The sequence below is a fragment of the Micromonospora sp. LZ37 genome (genome assembly GCF_059359015.1).
Map to the genome: position 1 here is coordinate 113,029 of NZ_JCADBL010000003.1, position 17,032 is coordinate 130,060.

15 protein-coding genes and 2 pseudogenes are annotated in these 17,032 nt (G+C 77.0%); 7 read left to right on the top strand and 10 right to left on the bottom strand.

What is annotated here, in order from left to right; translation table 11 throughout:
- Window positions 1–72 precede the first annotated feature (72 nt).
- Both AC5L3Z_RS08170 and pknB read right to left on the bottom strand, forming a co-directional pair.
- Window positions 73–930 carry a deoxyribonuclease IV gene (locus AC5L3Z_RS08170; protein WP_494840785.1) on the bottom strand — a complete coding sequence of 286 codons (858 nt, stop codon included), beginning with the start codon at window positions 928–930 and terminating at the stop codon, window positions 73–75.
- A gap of 8 nt (window positions 931–938) precedes the next feature.
- The gene (pknB, locus tag AC5L3Z_RS08175) at window positions 939–2,906 is read right to left on the bottom strand and encodes a Stk1 family PASTA domain-containing Ser/Thr kinase (RefSeq protein ID WP_494840786.1); all 1,968 of its coding nucleotides are present in this window, start codon (window positions 2,904–2,906) and stop codon (window positions 939–941) included.
- A gap of 179 nt (window positions 2,907–3,085) precedes the next feature.
- Between pknB and AC5L3Z_RS08180 the strand changes: the two genes are divergently transcribed.
- The gene (locus AC5L3Z_RS08180; protein WP_494840787.1) at window positions 3,086–3,475 is read left to right on the top strand and encodes an Rv2175c family DNA-binding protein; all 390 of its coding nucleotides are present in this window, start codon (window positions 3,086–3,088) and stop codon (window positions 3,473–3,475) included.
- A 101-nt stretch (window positions 3,476–3,576) separates the two neighbouring features.
- Here AC5L3Z_RS08180 and AC5L3Z_RS08185 read toward each other — a convergent pair whose 3' ends face one another.
- Window positions 3,577–4,659: a polyprenyl synthetase family protein gene (locus AC5L3Z_RS08185; protein ID WP_494840789.1), complete on the bottom strand. Its 1,083-nt coding sequence runs from the start codon at window positions 4,657–4,659 to the stop codon at window positions 3,577–3,579.
- 9 nt (window positions 4,660–4,668) lie between these two features.
- Window positions 4,669–6,057 carry a helix-turn-helix domain-containing protein gene (locus AC5L3Z_RS08190; RefSeq protein ID WP_494840791.1) on the bottom strand — a complete coding sequence of 463 codons (1,389 nt, stop codon included), beginning with the start codon at window positions 6,055–6,057 and terminating at the stop codon, window positions 4,669–4,671.
- Window positions 6,058–6,327: 270 nt separating this feature from the next.
- Between AC5L3Z_RS08190 and metF the strand changes: the two genes are divergently transcribed.
- Window positions 6,328–7,245, top strand: coding sequence for a methylenetetrahydrofolate reductase [NAD(P)H] (gene metF / locus AC5L3Z_RS08195; RefSeq protein WP_334529819.1), 918 nt, complete (start codon window positions 6,328–6,330; stop codon window positions 7,243–7,245).
- 48 nt (window positions 7,246–7,293) lie between these two features.
- Entirely contained in the window at window positions 7,294–7,980 is a 687-nt protein-coding gene (locus tag AC5L3Z_RS08200; RefSeq protein ID WP_334529822.1) for a CDP-alcohol phosphatidyltransferase family protein, read from the top strand.
- Window positions 7,981–8,163: 183 nt separating this feature from the next.
- Here the strand turns inward: AC5L3Z_RS08200 and AC5L3Z_RS08205 are convergent, their stop codons facing one another.
- From AC5L3Z_RS08205 to AC5L3Z_RS08230, 6 genes are read right to left on the bottom strand one after another with little or no spacing between them, the layout of a single operon-like run.
- Window positions 8,164–9,651 carry a phytoene desaturase family protein gene (locus AC5L3Z_RS08205; protein WP_494840794.1) on the bottom strand — a complete coding sequence of 496 codons (1,488 nt, stop codon included), beginning with the start codon at window positions 9,649–9,651 and terminating at the stop codon, window positions 8,164–8,166.
- Between the two features lie 10 nt (window positions 9,652–9,661).
- A complete protein-coding gene (locus AC5L3Z_RS08210) occupies window positions 9,662–10,789 on the bottom strand; it encodes a glycosyltransferase family 2 protein (RefSeq protein ID WP_494840796.1) in 1,128 nt (375 codons plus the stop codon).
- Entirely contained in the window at window positions 10,786–11,601 is an 816-nt protein-coding gene (locus tag AC5L3Z_RS08215) for a carotenoid biosynthesis protein (RefSeq protein WP_494840798.1), read from the bottom strand. Before AC5L3Z_RS08215 ends, AC5L3Z_RS08210 begins: the two co-directional genes overlap by 4 nt.
- Entirely contained in the window at window positions 11,598–12,197 is a 600-nt protein-coding gene (locus AC5L3Z_RS08220; protein ID WP_494840799.1) for a GNAT family N-acetyltransferase, read from the bottom strand. The genes AC5L3Z_RS08215 and AC5L3Z_RS08220 overlap by 4 nt, the downstream gene beginning before the upstream one ends.
- Window positions 12,198–12,207: 10 nt before the next feature.
- Entirely contained in the window at window positions 12,208–12,936 is a 729-nt protein-coding gene (locus AC5L3Z_RS08225) for a monooxygenase (RefSeq protein ID WP_494840801.1), read from the bottom strand.
- Window positions 12,933–13,421 (bottom strand): YbaK/EbsC family protein, encoded by a 489-nt coding sequence (locus AC5L3Z_RS08230; protein ID WP_494840803.1) that lies wholly within the window; start codon window positions 13,419–13,421, stop codon window positions 12,933–12,935. Before AC5L3Z_RS08230 ends, AC5L3Z_RS08225 begins: the two co-directional genes overlap by 4 nt.
- Before the next feature lie 502 nt (window positions 13,422–13,923).
- Between AC5L3Z_RS08230 and AC5L3Z_RS08235 the strand changes: the two genes are divergently transcribed.
- The 4 genes and pseudogenes from AC5L3Z_RS08235 to AC5L3Z_RS08250 all read left to right on the top strand — a co-directional run.
- On the top strand, window positions 13,924–14,373 hold the full coding sequence (locus AC5L3Z_RS08235; RefSeq protein WP_494840804.1) for an SAV_6107 family HEPN domain-containing protein: 450 nt from the start codon (window positions 13,924–13,926) through the stop codon (window positions 14,371–14,373).
- Window positions 14,374–14,475: 102 nt separating this feature from the next.
- Entirely contained in the window at window positions 14,476–15,207 is a 732-nt protein-coding gene (imuA', locus tag AC5L3Z_RS08240; RefSeq protein WP_494840805.1) for a DnaE2-dependent mutagenesis accessory factor ImuA', read from the top strand.
- Between the two features lie 11 nt (window positions 15,208–15,218).
- Window positions 15,219–16,460: pseudogene (locus tag AC5L3Z_RS08245) on the top strand (DNA polymerase Y family protein); the annotation flags it as partial.
- Between the two features lie 168 nt (window positions 16,461–16,628).
- Window positions 16,629–16,961 (top strand): annotated as a pseudogene (locus AC5L3Z_RS08250) (DNA polymerase Y family protein); the annotation flags it as partial.
- Between the last annotated feature and the right edge of the window lie 71 nt (window positions 16,962–17,032).

Consider the following 17,032-nt stretch of genomic DNA (forward strand, 5'->3'; position numbering starts at 1 on the left):
GATCGGCAGGGCCCCGGTCAGGGGCCCTGCCGAGCACGGCGCTGCGCCCGGGCACCCGGCCGGGCAGGTCGGTCAGGGGTGCAGCCGGTTGAGGGTGGCGATGTCGGCGGCGTGGCCCAGGTGCTTCTCCGACGGGGTCTCCACCACGATCGGCACCCCGGCGGTGGCCGGATGGGCCATCAGCTCCGCGAAGGCGGGCTCGCCGATGCTGCCCTTGCCGATGTTCTCGTGCCGGTCCCGGGTGGAGCCGCAGAGATCCTTCGAGTCGTTGGCGTGCACCAGCCGCAGCCGGCCCGCGCCGACCGTGGCCACCAGCGTGTCCAGGGCCGCCGTCATGCCGCCCTCGGCGGCCAGGTCGTGCCCGGCCGCCCAGGCGTGGCAGGTGTCGAAGCAGACCCCGAGCCCGGGATGCCGGTCGACGGCGTCCAGGTAGGGGCCCAACTGCTCCAGGCGGGAGGCCAGCGACCGGCCCCCGCCCGCGCTCGGCTCCACCAGCAGCATCGGCCCGCCGGCCGCCGTGGCGGCGTCCAGCAGCGGCAGCAGCGCCTCGCGTACCTGACGCATGGCCGCGTCGGCGTGCCCGGCGTCGACCGCGCTGCCGGCGTGGAAGACCACGCCGCGGGCACCGATCTCCCGGCCCCGGCGCAGCGCGTGGGCGAGGGTCTCCGCGGACCTTTCCACCGTCGCCGCCGTCGGGGAGCCGAGGTTGACCAGCAGCGACGCGTGGATGAAGACCGGTACGTCCCGGGCGGCGCAGCCGTCGCGGAAGAGCACGTCCTGCCCCGGGTCGCCGGCCGGCAGCGCCCAGCCCCGCGAGTTGGAGACGTAGACCTGCGCCACCGCGGCGCCGACCGTGTCGAGGTAGGGCAGGGCCGTCTTCGCCAGACCGCCCGAGGTGGGGGTGTGCGTGCCGACGGGTCGGCGTGCCATGGCCGTGGTCACAGGCACCCCAGGGTGACCGGCGTGCCCGGCGGCACCGGCGTGTTCTCCGGGTTCTGGAACCGGACGATGCCGTTCGGGTTGAACTGCACGGTCACCGGGAAGCCCAGGCCCTGCAACTGCTGCTGCGCCTGGGCGCACGGCAGGTCGACCACCCGGGGAACGACCACCTCCGGCGGGCCCTTGCTGACGTCCAGCTTGACCTGGGCGCCCTTCTCCACTCCGGCCCCGTCGGTCGGGCTCTGCCCGAGCACCTCGTCCTTGGGCTTGGGCGAGTCCTTGTACGTCTCCGCCGGCACCAGCCCGAGCTGCGTCAGCGTCGCCCGCGCCTCGTTGACGTTCTTGCCGACCAGGTTCGGCACCGTGATCGGCGCCCGGCCCTTGCTCAGCACGACGGTGATCTTCGCGCCCGGCTGCACCTCGACGCCCGCCTTGGGGTTGGTGGCCACCACCACACCCTCGGGCAGGTTGTCGTCGAACCGGGGCGGGCCCTTCACCACCACCAGCTTCGCGTCGGTCAGGTCCGCCTCGGCCAGCTCGAAGTCCTTGCCCAGCACGTCCGGCAGGGGGAAGCGCTCCGGCCCCAGCGAGAGGGTGAGGGTGATGGTGCCGCCCTTGAGGATCCGGCCCGCCGAACCCGGCTCCTGCGCCACCACGCTGTCCCGGGGGACCTTCTCGTCGTGGCGGGGCTCGGCGTAGCTGAGGGTGAACCCGGCCCGGTCGGCCTGCGCCTGCGCCTCGGCCTTGCTCAGGCTGACCAGCTGCGGCGCGACCGTGTAGCGGCCCACTCCGACCCACCAGCCACCCACGGCGGCGAGCAGGCCGAGCGCCACCACGGCGGCGGCCAGCGAGAGCCGGCCCCGTGAGGTGCCCCTGGCCCGGGTCCACAGCTCGGCCAGCCCGGCCAACGGGCCGGAGCTCGGGGCCCGCCGCCGGTGCGTCCGTTGCCCCTCCGGCAGCCGGGCCCACGCGGGGCGCTCGGCCGGCCGGACCGCCGACACCACCATGGTCGGCTGGGACACCGGCGACGCGTCGTCGGACACCCGACGCAGCACCGCCGTGTGGCTGTTGGCGCTGCCCAGGTCGTCCCGGGCCACCTGGACCTCGGCGAGCAGCGCGCCCGCGTCCGTGGGCCGGGCACCGGGATCGCGTCGGGTGGCCCGCGCGACCAGGTCGTCGAGCCCCCTCGGCAGCCCGGGGACCAGGGTCGACGGCGCCGGGACGTCCCGGTCGACGTGCTGCCAGGCCACGTCCACCGGCCGGTCCCCGTCGTACGGCACCCGCCCGGTGAGCATCTCGAACAGCACGATGCCGGCGGAGTAGACGTCCGTGCGCGCGTCGGCGTGCCCGTCGGTGACCAGCTCCGGCGCCACGTACGCGACGGTCGCCATCAGCTGGTTGCCGTTGTCCTCGTCGCTGGCCTCGACCGCCCGGGCCAGGCCGAAGTCGGCCACCTTGACCACGCTGTCGACCAGGTTCGCCGCGCCGCCGGTGGGCGCCTCGGCGACCAGCACGTTCTCCGGCTTGACGTCCCGGTGGACCAGCCCGGCCCGGTGCGCGGCGCCGATCGCGGCGAGCATCTGCTCCATGATCGCCAGCGCCTCGTCCGGGTTGAGCCGGCGCCGCTCGGCGAGCACGTCGCGCAGGGTGCGGCCGCGGACGTACTCCATGACCAGGTACGGCAGCCCGGCGTGGGTGCCCTGGTCGTAGACCGCCACCACGTTGGGGTGGGTCAGCCGGGCGATGGTCTTCGCCTCGTCGGTGAACCGCGCCACGAAGTTGGCCAGCCGCGACCGGGACTCGGGCGCCTGGGACGGGTGGATGATCTTGACCGCCACGGTGCGCTCCAGGCGCTCGTCGGTGGCGGTGTACACGGTCGCCATCCCGCCGCGCGCGACGCGCCCGCGAATGCGGTAGCGCTCGTCGAGCAGCGAGCCCAGCAACGTGTCGGCGACCTGTGTGTCCATCGGCAGGCAGTCTATGTGTCCTGAGGGTGAAGGTTGAACAGGATGCTACAGCCGGGGGGCAATTCACTCCGTCCCTGCCGCGCGGACGCGGGCGGCGGCCGTGCCGGGGGCGGCGTACCCGGGCAGGTCGACCGGGGTGCCGGTGCGACCCCGCCCGGCGGACGTGGCAGGGTGGTCGGGTGACCGATTCCGTACCCGCCGACCAGGCTCCCGGCGCCGACCTCGCCGGCCCGACCGACCCGGCCGCCTGGCTGACCCTGCCCGACGTGGCCGAGCGCCTCGACCTGTCGATCAGCAAGGTCCACCAGATGATCCGGGACCGCGAGTTGATCGCCGTGCGCCGCGACGGCGTCCGCAAGATCCCGGCCGACCTGGTAGCCAACAAGACGGTGCTCAAGCACCTGCCCGGCGTGCTGAACCTGCTGGCCGACGCCGGCTACGACGACGAGGCCGCCCTGCGCTGGCTCTACGAACCCGACGCCACCCTCTCCGGCGGCACCGGGGCGGCCACCCTCGGCGGCGACCACGCCCGCGAGGTCAAGCGCCGCGCCCAGGCCCTCGGCTTCTGACCCACCCGGCCCCGCATCGCCGATCATGAAGTTGGCGGCGGCTTCCGGTCTCCGGACGCCGTCAACTTCATGATCGCGCGGGGTCTGCGCAGGGTGGCGGGTCAGTCGGCGCGGCGGGTGGCGGCGATGGCGAGGTCGACCAGGGCCTGACGGGCCTCGGTGTCCAGGTCGACGGCGCTCAGCGCGGCCAGCGCGGTGTCGGTGAGGGTGACGATCCGCTGCTCGGTACGCGCCAGCGCCCCGCAGCCGTTGATCAGCTCCCGCAGCCGGGCCACCCCGGCCTCGTCCAGTGCCGGATCGCCCAACTGCCCGAGCAGCAGCTCACGGCCGGCCTCGTCGAGCACCTCGAAGGCCGCCGCCACCAGGTAGGTGCGCTTGCCCTCGCGCAGGTCGTCGCCGGCCGGCTTGCCGGTCTGCGCCGGGTCCCCGAAGACCCCCAGCACGTCGTCGCGGAGCTGGAACGCCTCGCCCAGCGGCAATCCGTACGCCGAGTACGCCGTCCGCACGTCCGCCGACGCGTCGGCCAGCGCGGCGCCGAGCAGCAGCGGTCGCTCGACGGTGTACTTCGCCGACTTGTACCGGGCCACCTTGCCGGCCCGCTCCACCGAGGTGTCCCCGGTGGCCTGGGTCAGCACGTCCAGGTACTGCCCGACGGTGACCTCGCTGCGCATCTGGTCGAAGACCGGACGGGCCCGGGCCACCGTCCGCGGGTCCAGCCCGGCCGAGTGCAGCAGCTCGTCGGACCAGACCAGGCACAGGTCGCCGAGGAGGATGGCGGCGGCGTCGCCGAACCCGTCCGGGTCACCGCCCCAGCCGGCGGCCCGGTGCCGGGCAGCGAACCGGCGGTGCACCGCCGGCTCACCGCGGCGGGTGTCCGAGCGGTCCATCAGGTCGTCGTGGATCAGCGCACTGGCCTGCACGAACTCCAACGCGGCCAGGGCGGTGACCACCTGGTCGGCGTCGACCCCGCCGGCCCCCCGGTACCCCCAGTACGCGAAGGCGGGACGCAACCGCTTGCCCCCGCCCAGCACGAACGCCTCGATCGCCTCGGCGACCGGTGCCAGGGCGTCGTCCACGCCGCTCATCCAGGCACGTTGGTTGGCCAGGAACTCGGTCAGCGCCTTGTCGACCCGCTGACGCAGGCCGGCGCGGTCGACGGGGGAGACGGGAGCAGCGTGGGTCACGCCCCGACGCTAGCCGGTCCCCGGCGACAGCGCGTCACCACCGGGCCGGCGGGTCGTGCCCGACCGGCCCGGCACCGCCGTCGGCGCCCGGGGGAGGAACCGGCGGGCGTCGCCGAGCAGGGTGGCGTACCGGCGGACCGCCGGCTCGGTGCGGTGCGCCCGCAGCCGCCGCTCCAGCTCGGCCAGCGGGGTCACGGCCCGGGCCGACCCGGCGCGGACCGCGTCCAGCACCGCGGCGCCGGCCACCGCGCAGGCCTGCTCCACCTCGCCGAGCTGGAGCAGGCCGCGGGCCAGCCAGCCGCCGTAGATGGCCGCGCTGCGCGGCCGGCCGGCGTCCCGCACGGCCCGCAGAAGCGGCACGGCCGGCGCGGGGCGGCCGAGCGCGACCAGGGTGCGCCCGCGCATCGCGGCCAGCTCGACCTCGTCCAGCCAGTAGAGCCAGGGCGGCTCGATGCCCGGCCGGACGGCGTCGGCCGCGTGCCGCGCCGCGTCCAGCGCCTGCCGGGCGGCCCGGGCCCGTCCGCCGAGCGCCGCCGCGAGCGCCACCCGGTGCAGCAGCAGCGCCCGCAGCCCCGCACTGGCGGTGCGCCGGGCGCCGGCGTACCCGGTGCGGGCCAGCAGCAGCGCCCCCTCCGGGTCGCCCGCGCCGGCCAGCAGGTGACTGGCCGAGCCGAGCACGTGCCCGGCGAACGCCGGGTCCCGCGCGGCGGCCGCCGCCCGCAACCCCAGCCGGTAGGCGTCCAGCCCGGCCGCCGGGTCGCCGGCGTCGGCGTGCAGCCACCCGGCGAGCTGAGCCGTCTCGGCCAGCACCGGCAGCAGCCGCCGCCGGGCGGCCGGGCCGGCACCGGAGAGGGCCCGGACCGTCCACCGCAGCCGGTACGCCCCGGTCGGAGCGAGGTCGCCCCCGCCGGCCAGGTCGTCGAGCCGGCGCAGCGCGGCGAGCCCGCCGGCGCCGGGCGGTTCCGCCGGCCCCGGCGTCGGGTCGCCGGGGTCGGGGAGCGGGCCACCGGACGGGGACGGCCCGGCCCGGTCGGCCGCCGCCGGGGCGACGAGCAGCGGGGCGGTCGGATCCACCGACCAGCGCTGCGCCAGGGCCAGCAGCGCCGAGCGGGACCGGGAGCCGGCGGGGCCGACCGGGCCCGGCCGGCCGACGGGCCGGCTGCGCGCCGCCGCGTCGGCCAGCGACCCGGCCGGTAGGCCGAGGACCTGGGCGAGCCGGCGCAGCCACCGGTCGCCCGGGAGCCGGGCCTGCCGCTCCCAGCGGGAGATCTCGTGCCGGGTCAGCGTCGGCGCCCCCACGGCGCAGAGCTCGTCGGCGAGCCGCTGCTGGCTCCAGCCGCGGGCCAGCCGCGACTGGGCGATCAGCGGCCCGAGCAGGCACGGGTCGGGCGGCGTCATCGGTCCTCCGGTCAGGCGTGGGTGCGGCCTTTCCGCCGTCCGGCAGGACGGGTCCGGTTGCCGCTGGTCGGTGCTGCTGACCCCCGCGCGTGCCCCCGGGCGCCGGCCTCCGACCGGCACCACCCGCGCTGCTCCCTGTCTACCCCCGGGGTACGACGTCGCGCCGGACCCGGCGTCCGTCACCGCGCGGCCGGACGGCTCCCTTCCCGGCCTTCGGGCGCGGATGGGAAGCCCGTCGGTGCGGCGGACACCGCCCGCTAGAGTCGTGGCGTGGCGCTCGGTCTTCCCTCCGTCCTCCCCAACCCGCAGCCGGCGATCGGGGAGCTCATCCGCGACCACCGGCCGACCTTCTCCTTCGAGTTCTTCCCACCCAAGACCGCGGTGGGCGAGCGGCTGCTCTGGCAGGCGATCCGGGAGCTGGAGTCGCTGCGCCCCTCGTTCGTCTCGATCACCTACGGCGCCGGCGGGTCCACCCGGGACACCACCGTCGCGGTGACCGAGCGGATCGCCACCGAGACCACCCTGCTGCCGATGGCGCACCTGACCGCCGTCGACCACTCCGTGGCGGAGCTGCGGCACGTCATCGGCCGGCTCGCCGGGGTGGGGGTGCGCAACGTGCTGGCGGTGCGGGGCGACCCGCCCGGCAACCCCAACGGCGACTGGGTCCGCCACCCCGAGGGGGTCGACTACGCCGAGGAGCTGGTCCGGCTGGTACGCGACGCCGGTGACTTCAGCGTCGGGGTGGCCGCCTTCCCGTACAAGCACCCGCGCTCGCCCGACGTGGCCAGCGACACCGCGTACTTCGTCCGCAAGTGCCGCGCCGGCGCCGAGTTCGCGATCACCCAGATGTTCTTCGACGCCGACGACTACCTGCGGCTGCGCGACCGGGTGGCCGCCGCCGGCTGCGACACCCCGATCCTCGCCGGGGTGATGCCGGTGACCCAGATCGGCACCATCGAACGGTCCGTGCAGCTGTCCGGGGCGCCGTTCCCGCGGGCGCTCGCCGAACGGTTCGACCGGGTCGCCGACGACCCGGAGGCGGTCCGCCGGCTCGGCGTCGAGCAGGCCAGCGAGATGTGCGCCCGGCTGCTCGACGAGGGGGTGCCGGGAATCCACTTCATCACCCTCAACCGGTCGACCGCGACCCGGGAGGTCTGGCGCAGTCTCCAGGCCGGCGCACGGGTGTGAACGCGCCGACGCCGACACCTCCACCACGCCGTGACGGTTGACCCCAGGGTGGGCACACAGCTGAAGTGGGACGAGTACGCGACCGCGTGGGCGCGGCTGCACGGCGGTTTCGACCCGCGGGTCGCCGCGCCGGTGGTGCGTGCCTGGCTGCGCTTCGCCTACCACCTCGGGTACATCCTCGGCCGGCTCCGGATCGCCCCGACCGCGGTGACGGTGGCCGGGGTGCTGCTCTGCTTCTGCGTGCCGCTGTTCGCGGTGCGGTCGCCGAACGGGCCGATCATCGGCGCGTTGTTCGTGCTGCTCGCCTCGGTGGCGGACAGCGTCGACGGCGCGGTCGCGGTGGCCACCGGCCGGACCTCCCGGCTCGGCTACGTCTACGACTCGGTCGCCGACCGGCTCGGCGAGATCGCCTGGCTGGTCGCGTTCTGGCTGGTCGGCGCGCCGGGGGCGCTGGTCGTGGCCGGAGGCGCGCTCTCCTGGCTGCACGAGTACGTCCGGGCCCGGGCCGTCGCCGCGGGCATGCGGGAGATCGGCGCGGTGACCGTGGGGGAGCGCCCCACCCGGGTCTGTGTCGCCCTGGTCGGGCTGCTGCTGGCCGGGCTGACCGGATTGATCGACCCGGACCTGGCCGCCGGCACCATCACCATGGCCACCGCCGTCTGGGTACTGCTGGCCGGCTTCGGCCTCGGCCAGCTCCTCTCCACCGTCCGCCGCGCCCTCGTCGACGCCGGCTGACCCCCTCGCCCCCGCCCCTGCCGACCTCACACCGGCCGGCCCCGCCGGTCCGGCCTGCCATGATCGACACGGTTCGCGGCGTGTCGCGGTATCCGACGACCGGGACACCCCGACCCGCCACAAAGCGTGTGGCGAGAGCCGCGGGGGCGCGGGACGGGCCGCGCCGGGGCCGGCGGCGCGGGTCTACCAGGCCGGGCCGATCTGCTCGGCGACGATCTGCGCGGAGAGGGTCACCATGGGCAGGCCGCCGCCGGGGTGGCTGGAGCCGCCGACCAGCCACAGCCCGTGCGCCGGGCCGCGGTTGCCCGGCCGGAGCAGGCCGCCGGCCGTGCCGTAGATCGTCCCGCCGGGCGCGCCGGTGGCGGCGTCCAGGTCGGCCGGGGTGCGGATCTCCCGGAACACCAGCCGGTCCCGTACGTCCACGCCCCGCTCGGCGAGCACGTCGAGGATCCGGTCGGCGTACGCCTCGGCCAGCCCCGGCCGGCGCCAGTCCACCGCACCGGTCGCGGTGCCGTGGCGGGCGGCGTTGACCAGCACGAACCACGCCTCGTGCCCGTCCGGTCGGACCATCGGGTCGTCGGCGGCGGTGACGAAGACGGTCGGGTCGAGGGCGGGCCGGGCCCGCGCCCCCCGGCCCGGGTCGCCGAAGACGGCGTCGAACTCGGCGTCGTAGTCACGGGGGAAGAAGACGTTGTGGTGGGCCAGCCCGCTGTCGCCGCGTACCCCGAGCAGCAGCACGAAACCGGCGAGGCTGCGGTCGGTCAGCCCGGCCAGCCGGCGCGCGTGGGGCAGCAGGTCCCGGTAGACGGTGAGCGCGTCGGTGTTGGCCACCACCACATCGGCGGGGACGGGTGCGGCGACGCCGGCGAGGCGTACCCCGTGGACCCGGCCGCCGGCCGCGTCGATCCGGGTGACCGTGACGCCGGTCCGCACCACCACGCCGAGGTCCAGGCAGCGCGACAGCAGCGCGTCCGCGAGGGTGCCCAGCCCGCCGCGCAGGTACCGGCCGCCGTAGGTCAGCTCGGCGTAGGGGACGGCGACCAGCGCGGCGGGCGCCCGGCGCGGGTCGGCGCCGGTGTAGGTGGCGTACCGGTCGAGCAGCATCCGCAGCCGCGGGTCGGACAGGTGGCTGCGGCCCAGCCCGCGCAGGGTGCGGCCGGGGCCGATGGCGGCCAGGTCGCCGAGCCGCCAGGCCAGCGCGGCCAGGTCGCGCGGGGAGTCGATGGGGCGGCGCAGGATGTCCCGGTGCGACGCCGCCCAGACCCGGGCGGCCCGCCGCCACAGCCGCTGCCAGTCGGCGGCGGCGCGGTCGCCGAGGGTGGCGCCGATCCGGACGGCGAACTCGGCCGGGTCGGCGCAGGAGTCCAGCGCCGGGCCGCCGTCGGCGAAGACGTGCCGGACGATCGGGTCCAGCGGCACCAGGTCGAGGTACTCGTCAAGCTTGGCCCCGGTTGCCTCGAACAGGTCGTGGAAGACCTGGGGGAGGGTGAGCAGGCTCGGCCCGGTGTCGAAGTGGAACGCCCCTGCGGGGGTGTCGCGGGTGTGGCGGCCGAGTTTGCCGCCGACGGTGTCGGCCCGTTCGAAGACGGTGACCTCGTGTCCGGTGACGGCCAGCCGGGCGGCGGTGGCCAGCCCGCCCACGCCGGCGCCGATGACCACGATCCGCGCCATGGCGTGCCTCCTAGCTGACCGGGCGGCCGCGCCAGGACAGGCGGCGCCGCTTCCGCAGATGGTACGACCGCAGGGTCAGCCAACCGAGGACCACGACCGACACGGGGTGTGCGAGCGCGTCGGGCCAGGCCGGGCCACCGGTCGCGCGGGCGCTGAGCACCCGCCCGGCGACCCCGAGCAGGTAGCCGGCTCCGGCCAGGGCGGCCACCGTCGGCGCGCCCGCGGCGAGCGCCGCCACGGCCAGCAGCGGGGGCGCGGTGTACAGCAGGAGCAGCAGGGTCACCACGACGGCCGCCGCGCTCGGGTGACCGAACGAGGCCCAGAGCGACTTGGTGTAGCCGTCGCGCAGCTGCGGCCAGTTGTCGTACATCCGGCAGGAGGCCAGCCGGGAGCCGTCGGCGAGGGCGATCCGCCCGCCGGAGCGTTTGACCGCCCGGGCCAGCTCGATGTCCTCCAGCACCTTGTCGCGGACCGCGCCGTGCCCGCCGGCCGCGAGGTAGCCGGACCGGTCCACCACCAGGAACTGCCCGCCCGCCGCGGCCAGCGACGGCCGCGGCGAGCGCTCCATCGCGCGCAGCGGCAGGAAGGTCAGCCACAACCACTGCAACAGCGGCTGGACCAGCCGGTCGGTCGCGGTCCGCACCACGATCCGGGGGTACGGCGACAGCAGCGTCGCCCCGGCGGCGCGCAGCCCGGTCACCGCCGCCGCGACCGCGTACGGGGTGAGCACCACGTCGGCGTCGACGAAGACCAGCGCGGTGGCGGCCGGGTCGGCGCGGGCGGCGAGCTGGTGGCAGGCGTGCGGCTTGCCCAGCCAGCCCGCCGGCGGGGTGACCCCGGTGAGCAGGGTGACCCGCGGGTCGTCGCCGACGATCGCGCGGACCACGTCGGCGGTGCCGTCGGTCGAGCCGTCGTCGAGCACCACGATCCGCAGCCCGGGCACGCCCCGCTGGTCGAGCAGGGACCGCAGGCAGCCGGTGACCCGGGCGGCCTCGTCGCGCAGCGGCAGCAGCACCGCCACCGCCTCGGCGACCTCGACCGGGTCGCCGGCGGGGCGGCGCAGCCAGCGGCCCGCGTTGACCCAGGTGTGCCCGGTCAGCGCGGCGACCGCGACGACCAGGGCGAGGAGCGCGGTCATGCCGTCGCGTCGACGCCGCGGCGTTGCGGCCGGGGCCGCGGTCGGTCGCCACCGTGGCGGCGGGCGCGGCCCAGCGTCACCGCCAGCGGCACCGCGGCCACCGACATGCCGACCGCCCCCCAGAGCGCCGAGGCGGGCAGGTCCAGGAAGACGGCGTGGGCCAGGACGCTGGAGAAGTACGTCCAGAGGTAGAGCGCGAACATCGGGGCGTCCCGGGAGTCGGTGACCGCGACGGCCGATCCCGCGAGGGGGCGCAGCGCGCCCATCAGCAGCACCGCGAAGAGCAGCCAGCCCAGGTAGTTGCTGACCGGGACGCCGGGCAGCCCGGGCAGGGCGGGGGTGGCGTCCCGCCAGATCCAGTAGCCCTCGGCCACCATCTGCGGGTCGAGGAAGAGGTCCCAGGTGGCCAGTCCGAGCGCGGCCAGCGCGGTCCGCCCGAGCCCGGGCGGGACGAGCCGGGCGGCGGCCAGCCAGGCCGGCCAGGCCATCCAGGTCCACGCGAGGGGGATGATCAGCGGCACCCCGGCCAGCTTCGGGCCGAGTTCACCGGAGTAGTCGTAGCTGCCGAACGGGAAGCCGGTGGCCACGCCGAGCGCCTCGATGGCGAACCCGCCGCCGGTGGCGACCGTGACCAGCGCCGCCGCCGTACGCGGACCGCGGCTGAGCAGCGCGTGCCCCACCGCCAGCAGGTAGCCGAGCACGACCGTGGCGACGGTCAGCCGGGCCCGGGTGTCGCCGCTGGTGAGCGGGTAGCAGATCTGGGCGAGGACGAGGATGCTCAGCAGCGCCCAGGAGGCCCGCTGTCGGGTCACGGCGCGCCCGGGCCGGGTTCGCCGGCGACGCCGGGCGCGGCCTCGGCGGCGGCGGGCGGGACCAGCGGCAGGTCCCGGCCGAGCACCCCGAAGGGACGTTCGTCGCCGGGGAAGTGGAAGTGGCGCAGCACGTCGACGAAGCCGAAGCGCCGGTACAGCCGCCAGGCGCGGGAGGTCGACTCGTCGGCCTCCGGGGTGGAGAGCAGGGTGGTCTTCCCCTCGGCGAGGGTGAGCAGCGCGGTGAGCTGGCGGGCGCCGAGCCCGTGGCCCTGCGCCGGGGGCCGGACGTGCAGCTCGACCACCTCGAAGCAGTCGGCCAGCCAGCGCCGCCGGTCCTCCGGGGTCAGGGCGCGGAACACCTGGTCGTGCCACCACTGCCCGGGTCCGCCCTGGTAGCCGTACCCGAAGCCGGCCAGCCGGCCGTCGGTGGTGAGGCTGGCCACGGCGCGGAACCCGGGGCGGCGCACGTGGGTGGCGATGTAGCCGCGTCGGGCCTCCAGCAGGTCGGCGCGGTAGCCCATCGCCTCCCCGTAGACGGCGACCACGTCGTCCAGCCGTCGGACGAGATCGTCCGGCGTCCACCGCACCAACCTCATGCGTGTCCTCTCACCGTTGCCCGTCGCCGTCGGCGACCCATCCCAGCACCGCCCGGTCACCGACCACGTCGCGCACCTCGAACCGCGCGAAGAGTTCCTCCGCGTACCACCGCTCGGTGGGGGTGCGCGTGATCGCGGCGCGGTGCTCCGGGTGACGGTACGCGAACGCCACCAGGTCCGTCGGGTCGCGCCACACGCTGACGGTGCCCTGCCAGCCCAGCGGGGCCTCGCCCACGCCGAACCGGGCGAGCAGGCCCGGCGCGGAGCGCAGCGCGCCGGCCACCGGTGGGACGGCCTTCCAGAAGGTGGCCGCCCGGTGGGGGCGTAGCCGGGCCCGGGTCAGCGCCAGCACCGGCCCGTCGACCCGGCCGCCCGGCGGGTCGCCGAACGGGCGCCGTCCGGACCACTCGCCCCGGCTGGTCACCGGGCGCAGGTCGATCCGGACGCCGGCGTGGGCGATCCGGGCCCAGGCCCGGCCGACCGGGGAGGCGTCGAAACCTTCGGCGGCGGCGGGGGAGTCCCACACGGTCAGCGCGGCCCACCGGGTGAGGTCGGCGTCGCCGGGGCCGAAGCCGGTGCCGGTCCCGGTGCCCAGCAGCTTGCCGAACCGTACGCCGGGGGTGGCGCGCAGCCGGCGCGGGTCGAGCGCCATCCGGGTCAGGGCCCGGGGCAGGGCGGCCCGGGAGATCCGCCACACGTGCAGGGTGACCAGGTCGGGAACGCCGTCGGGCCGGTTCACGCCACCTCGGCCGGGTCGCCGCCGGTGATCCGCAGCAGGTCCGCGTACGTGGTGGGGAAGACCGCCTGCGGCACCCCGCCGGCCGCCCAGACCTCGTCGTACCCCTGTAGTGCCGTGTCGACCAGGGTGCGCAGCGGGCGGGGGTGGCCCACCGGGGCGACGCCGCCGATCACCTGGCCGGTGTGCTCCCGGACGAACTCGGGGGTGGCCCGGCGCAGCCGGGTGAATCCGAGGGTGGCGGCCAGTTCGGCGGTGTCCACCCGGTGCGCGCCGGAGGTCAGCACCAGCAGCGGGGCCCCGTCGGCCTCGAAGACCAGCGAGTTGGCGATGGCGCCGACGTCGACGCCGAGCGCCCCGGCGGCCGCGGCCGCGGTGTGGACCGCCTCGGGCAGCAGGCGGACCACGCTCGGCGCGCCGGCGCCGTCGCGCGCGTCCGCACCGGCCAGGGCCTCCTGCACCGCCCGTACGTTCGGGTGTGGCTGCATGCCCCCATTCTTCCCGGTACGCCTCGGGCCGGTGGAGCCGACCACGTCGGTCGGCGTGGCGCGGCTGGGCGGTGGCTCGCGGGCAGGGAATCCGCTCCCGGCACGCCGTACGCCACACGTTGCGTTTTCGTCGGGGGCAGGGTGTACTGTCAGGGCAGTTAGAACGAGTGTTCGATTGAGTCGTACGCCCGTTCCAACTACCCGGAAGAGGTGTTTCGCGGCGCCGGCTTCCGGAAGGTGCGGTTTCGCGGACCGCACCGGGTGCCGGGCAGTCGCGAGCCCGGTCCCGTCAAGGCAGGATCGTCGTCCGCCGCCCACGACCCCCGGGCGGCGGACGACGGACCCGCCGGTTCGCCGGCCGGGTGTGGTGTGGGGAAGCGTCCACACCCGGCCGGCCCCCACCTGGTGCGTCTTCCTCCGCACCACCCGCTCCGGGCGCTCCGCCGGTGGAACTTCTCCGCCGCACGTCGCGCCCCGACCCGGTCACGCGGAGGAGACAGTCATGCCGACCAACCCGGCCCAGGCACCGACGGTGCCGGCGCACGTGCTGCCGCACCGCACCCCGGCCCAGCTCCTCGCGGTGGCCCGGCACGGGCTCGCCGAGGCCGCCCGGACCCGCCCCGACGGGCTGCGCTACGCCGCCGCCCACCTCGCCGCCCTGCGTGCCGCCGCGGCCCTGCTCGCCGCCCGCGCCCGCCCGGCGCCCACCCGACGTCACCGGATCACCAGCGTCTGGGTGCTGCTCTCCACGGTCGCCCCCGAGCTCGACGAGTGGTCCCGTCACTTCGCCGCCGGCGCCGGCAAGCGGGCCGCCGCCGAGGCGGGGATACCCCGGGTGGTGAGCGCCCGCGAGGCCGACGACCTGCTCCGCGCGTCCGAGCAGTTCGTCTCGGTGGTGGAGACCGCGCTCGGCCTGGCCCACCAACCCACCTTCGACGGCCTCGCCGCCTGACCCGGAGCACGCCCGGGTTCCCCGCCGGGCACCGCCCCGGTGAGTCCATCCGCTCCAGCAGCGGGCACCTGATCCAGCACGACACGACGGGGGGTAGGTCCGATGGCGGGCCGCATGGTGGTCGGTTCCGCCGCACTGGCAGGTCTGGTGCGCCCGGCGAGCGCGCCGGATCCGGCGGGCGCTCACCGGGTCCTCCCGGTGGCCCCCGAGCTGACCGGCCTGCTGCCCAACCGCGGGCTGCGCCGGGGCAGCACGATCGCGGTCTCCGCCGGCCAGCCCCGGCACAGCGGTACCACCTCCCTGGTCCTCGCCCTGCTCGCCGAGGCGTCCCGGGCCGGCTCCTGGTGCGCGGTGGTCGGGGTGCCCACCTTCGGGGCGGGCGCGGCCGCCGAGGTCGGCATCGCGCTGGACCGGCTCGCCCTCGTACCGGATCCGGGCCCGGAGTGGCCCACCGTCGTCGCCGCGCTGATCGACGGGGTGGACGTGGTGGTGGCCGCCGTGCCGCACACCGTCTCCGCCCCGGTCGCCGAGCGGCTGGCCGCCCGGGCCCGGCAGCGCGGCAGCGTCTTCGTCCCGTACGGCCGGTGGGACCGCGCGGACGTCACGCTCCAGGTGGTCCGGGGGGCCTGGGAGGGGCTCGGGCCGGGCCGGGGCCGGCTGCGCCGCCGTGAGGTGACCGTGTCCGCGCGCGGCCGTGGCGCGGCCGCCCGCCCCAAGGAGATCAAGGTCTGGCTGCCCGGCGACGGGCTCACCCGGGTCATCCCGCGCCCGGCCGCCGCGTCCCCGGTCGCCCGGTCCCGGCGGGGCGCGCTCACCCTGGTCGGGTCGGCGTGACCGGCGCCCCGGTGCGCACCCTGCTGCTCTGGTGCCCGGACTGGCCGGTCATCGCCGCCGAGATCGCCGACGGGGTGCCCGCCACCGGCCCGGTCGCGGTGCTGCACGCCAACCGGGTGGTGGCCTGCTCCGAGCGGGCCCGCGCCGAGGGGGTGCGGCGAGGGCTGCGCCGGCGGGAGGCGCAGGGGCGCTGCCCGCAACTGACCGTCGTCGACCACGACCCCGCACGGGACGCCCGCGCGTTCGAACCAGTGGTCGCCGCCGTCGAGGAGGTCGTCGCCGGGGTCGAGGTGGTCCGTCCCGGCGCGTGCGCGGTGGCCGCCCGCGGCCCCGCCCGCTACCTCGGCGGGGAGGAGGCGGCCGCCGAGCGGATCGTCGAACAGGTGGCCCAGGCCTGCGCGGTGGAGAGCCAGGTGGGGATCGCCGACGGGGTCTTCGCCGCCGGGCTCGCCGCCCGCGACGGTCGGGTCGTACCCCCCGGCGGGACGCCGGAGTTCCTCGCCGGGCTGCCGGTCGAGGCGATCGGCCGGCCGGCTCTGGCCGACCTGCTGCGCCGGCTCGGGGTGCGTACCCTCGGCGACTTCGCGGCGCTGCCCGCCGGCGACGTGCTGGCCCGGTTCGGGTTCGACGGCGCGCTCGCCCACCAGCTCGCCGCCGGACGGGACGACCGGCCGCTGGCCGTCCGGCAGCCCCCGGTCGACCTGGCGGTGACCGCCGACCACGACGAGCCGCTCGACCGGGTCGACGCCGCCGCCTTCGCCGCCCGCGCGCTCGCCGAGCAGCTGCACGACCGGCTCGCCGCGTACGGGCTGGCCTGCACCCGGCTCGGCATCGAGGCGGTCACCGCGCACGGCCAGGAGCTGCACCGGGTCTGGCGGCACGACGGCCTGCTCACCGCCGCGGCCATCGCCGACCGGGTTCGCTGGCAGCTCGACGGTTGGCTCTCCGGCAGCACCGGGCGGGCCGGTGCCCGCCCGGCCCGACCGACCGCCGGCATCGTCCGCCTGCGGCTGGTCCCCGACGGGGTGCTGGCCCGGTCCGGGCTCCAGCCGGGGCTGTGGGGCGAGGCGGGTGAGGAGCGGGAACGGGCGCACCGGGCGTTGAGCCGGGTGCAGGGCATCCTCGGCCCCGAGTCGGTGGTCACCGCCGTGCTCGGCGGCGGCCGTTCCCCGGCCGACCAGACGCGGCTGGTCCCGTGGGGCGACGAGCGGGTCCCCGCCCGTCCCGGCCCGCCACCGCTGCCGGGCGAGCCGGCCGTCGGCGGTGCCGCCGGCAGCACCCCGGTCGCCGGTGGCGCCGGCGTCGGCCGGGCCGACGGTGCCGGTGGCGCCGGCCGGATCGCTGGCGCCGGCCGGGTCGGTGGCGTCGGCCGGGTCGCCGGTGGCGCCGGTGGCGCTGGTGGGGGCGTGGGCCGGGGTGACGGCGTTCCGCCGTGGCCGGGCCGGCTGCCGCCGCCCGCGCCGGCCGTGGTGCTGCGCAGCCCGCTCGCCGCGACCGTGCACGACGCCGCCGGCGAGCCGGTCGTGGTCACCGCGCGGCTGGCGGTGAGCGCCGCGCCGGCCCGGCTCACCGTCGGCACCGCCCGACCGGCGGAGATCGTCGGCTGGGCCGGCCCGTGGCCGGTGGACGAGCGGTGGTGGGCCCCGGCCGAGGCCCGGCGCCGGGCCCGGTTCCAGGTCTGCCTGGCCGACGGCGCCGCGCTGCTGCTGGCGGTCGAGGCCGGCCAGTGGCTGGTGGAGGCGATCTATGACTGAGCACTGCGGCCGCACCCCGGCACCGGGCGGGCGCCCCTTGCCGCTCCCCGCCTCGTCCCACGCCGGAGGAG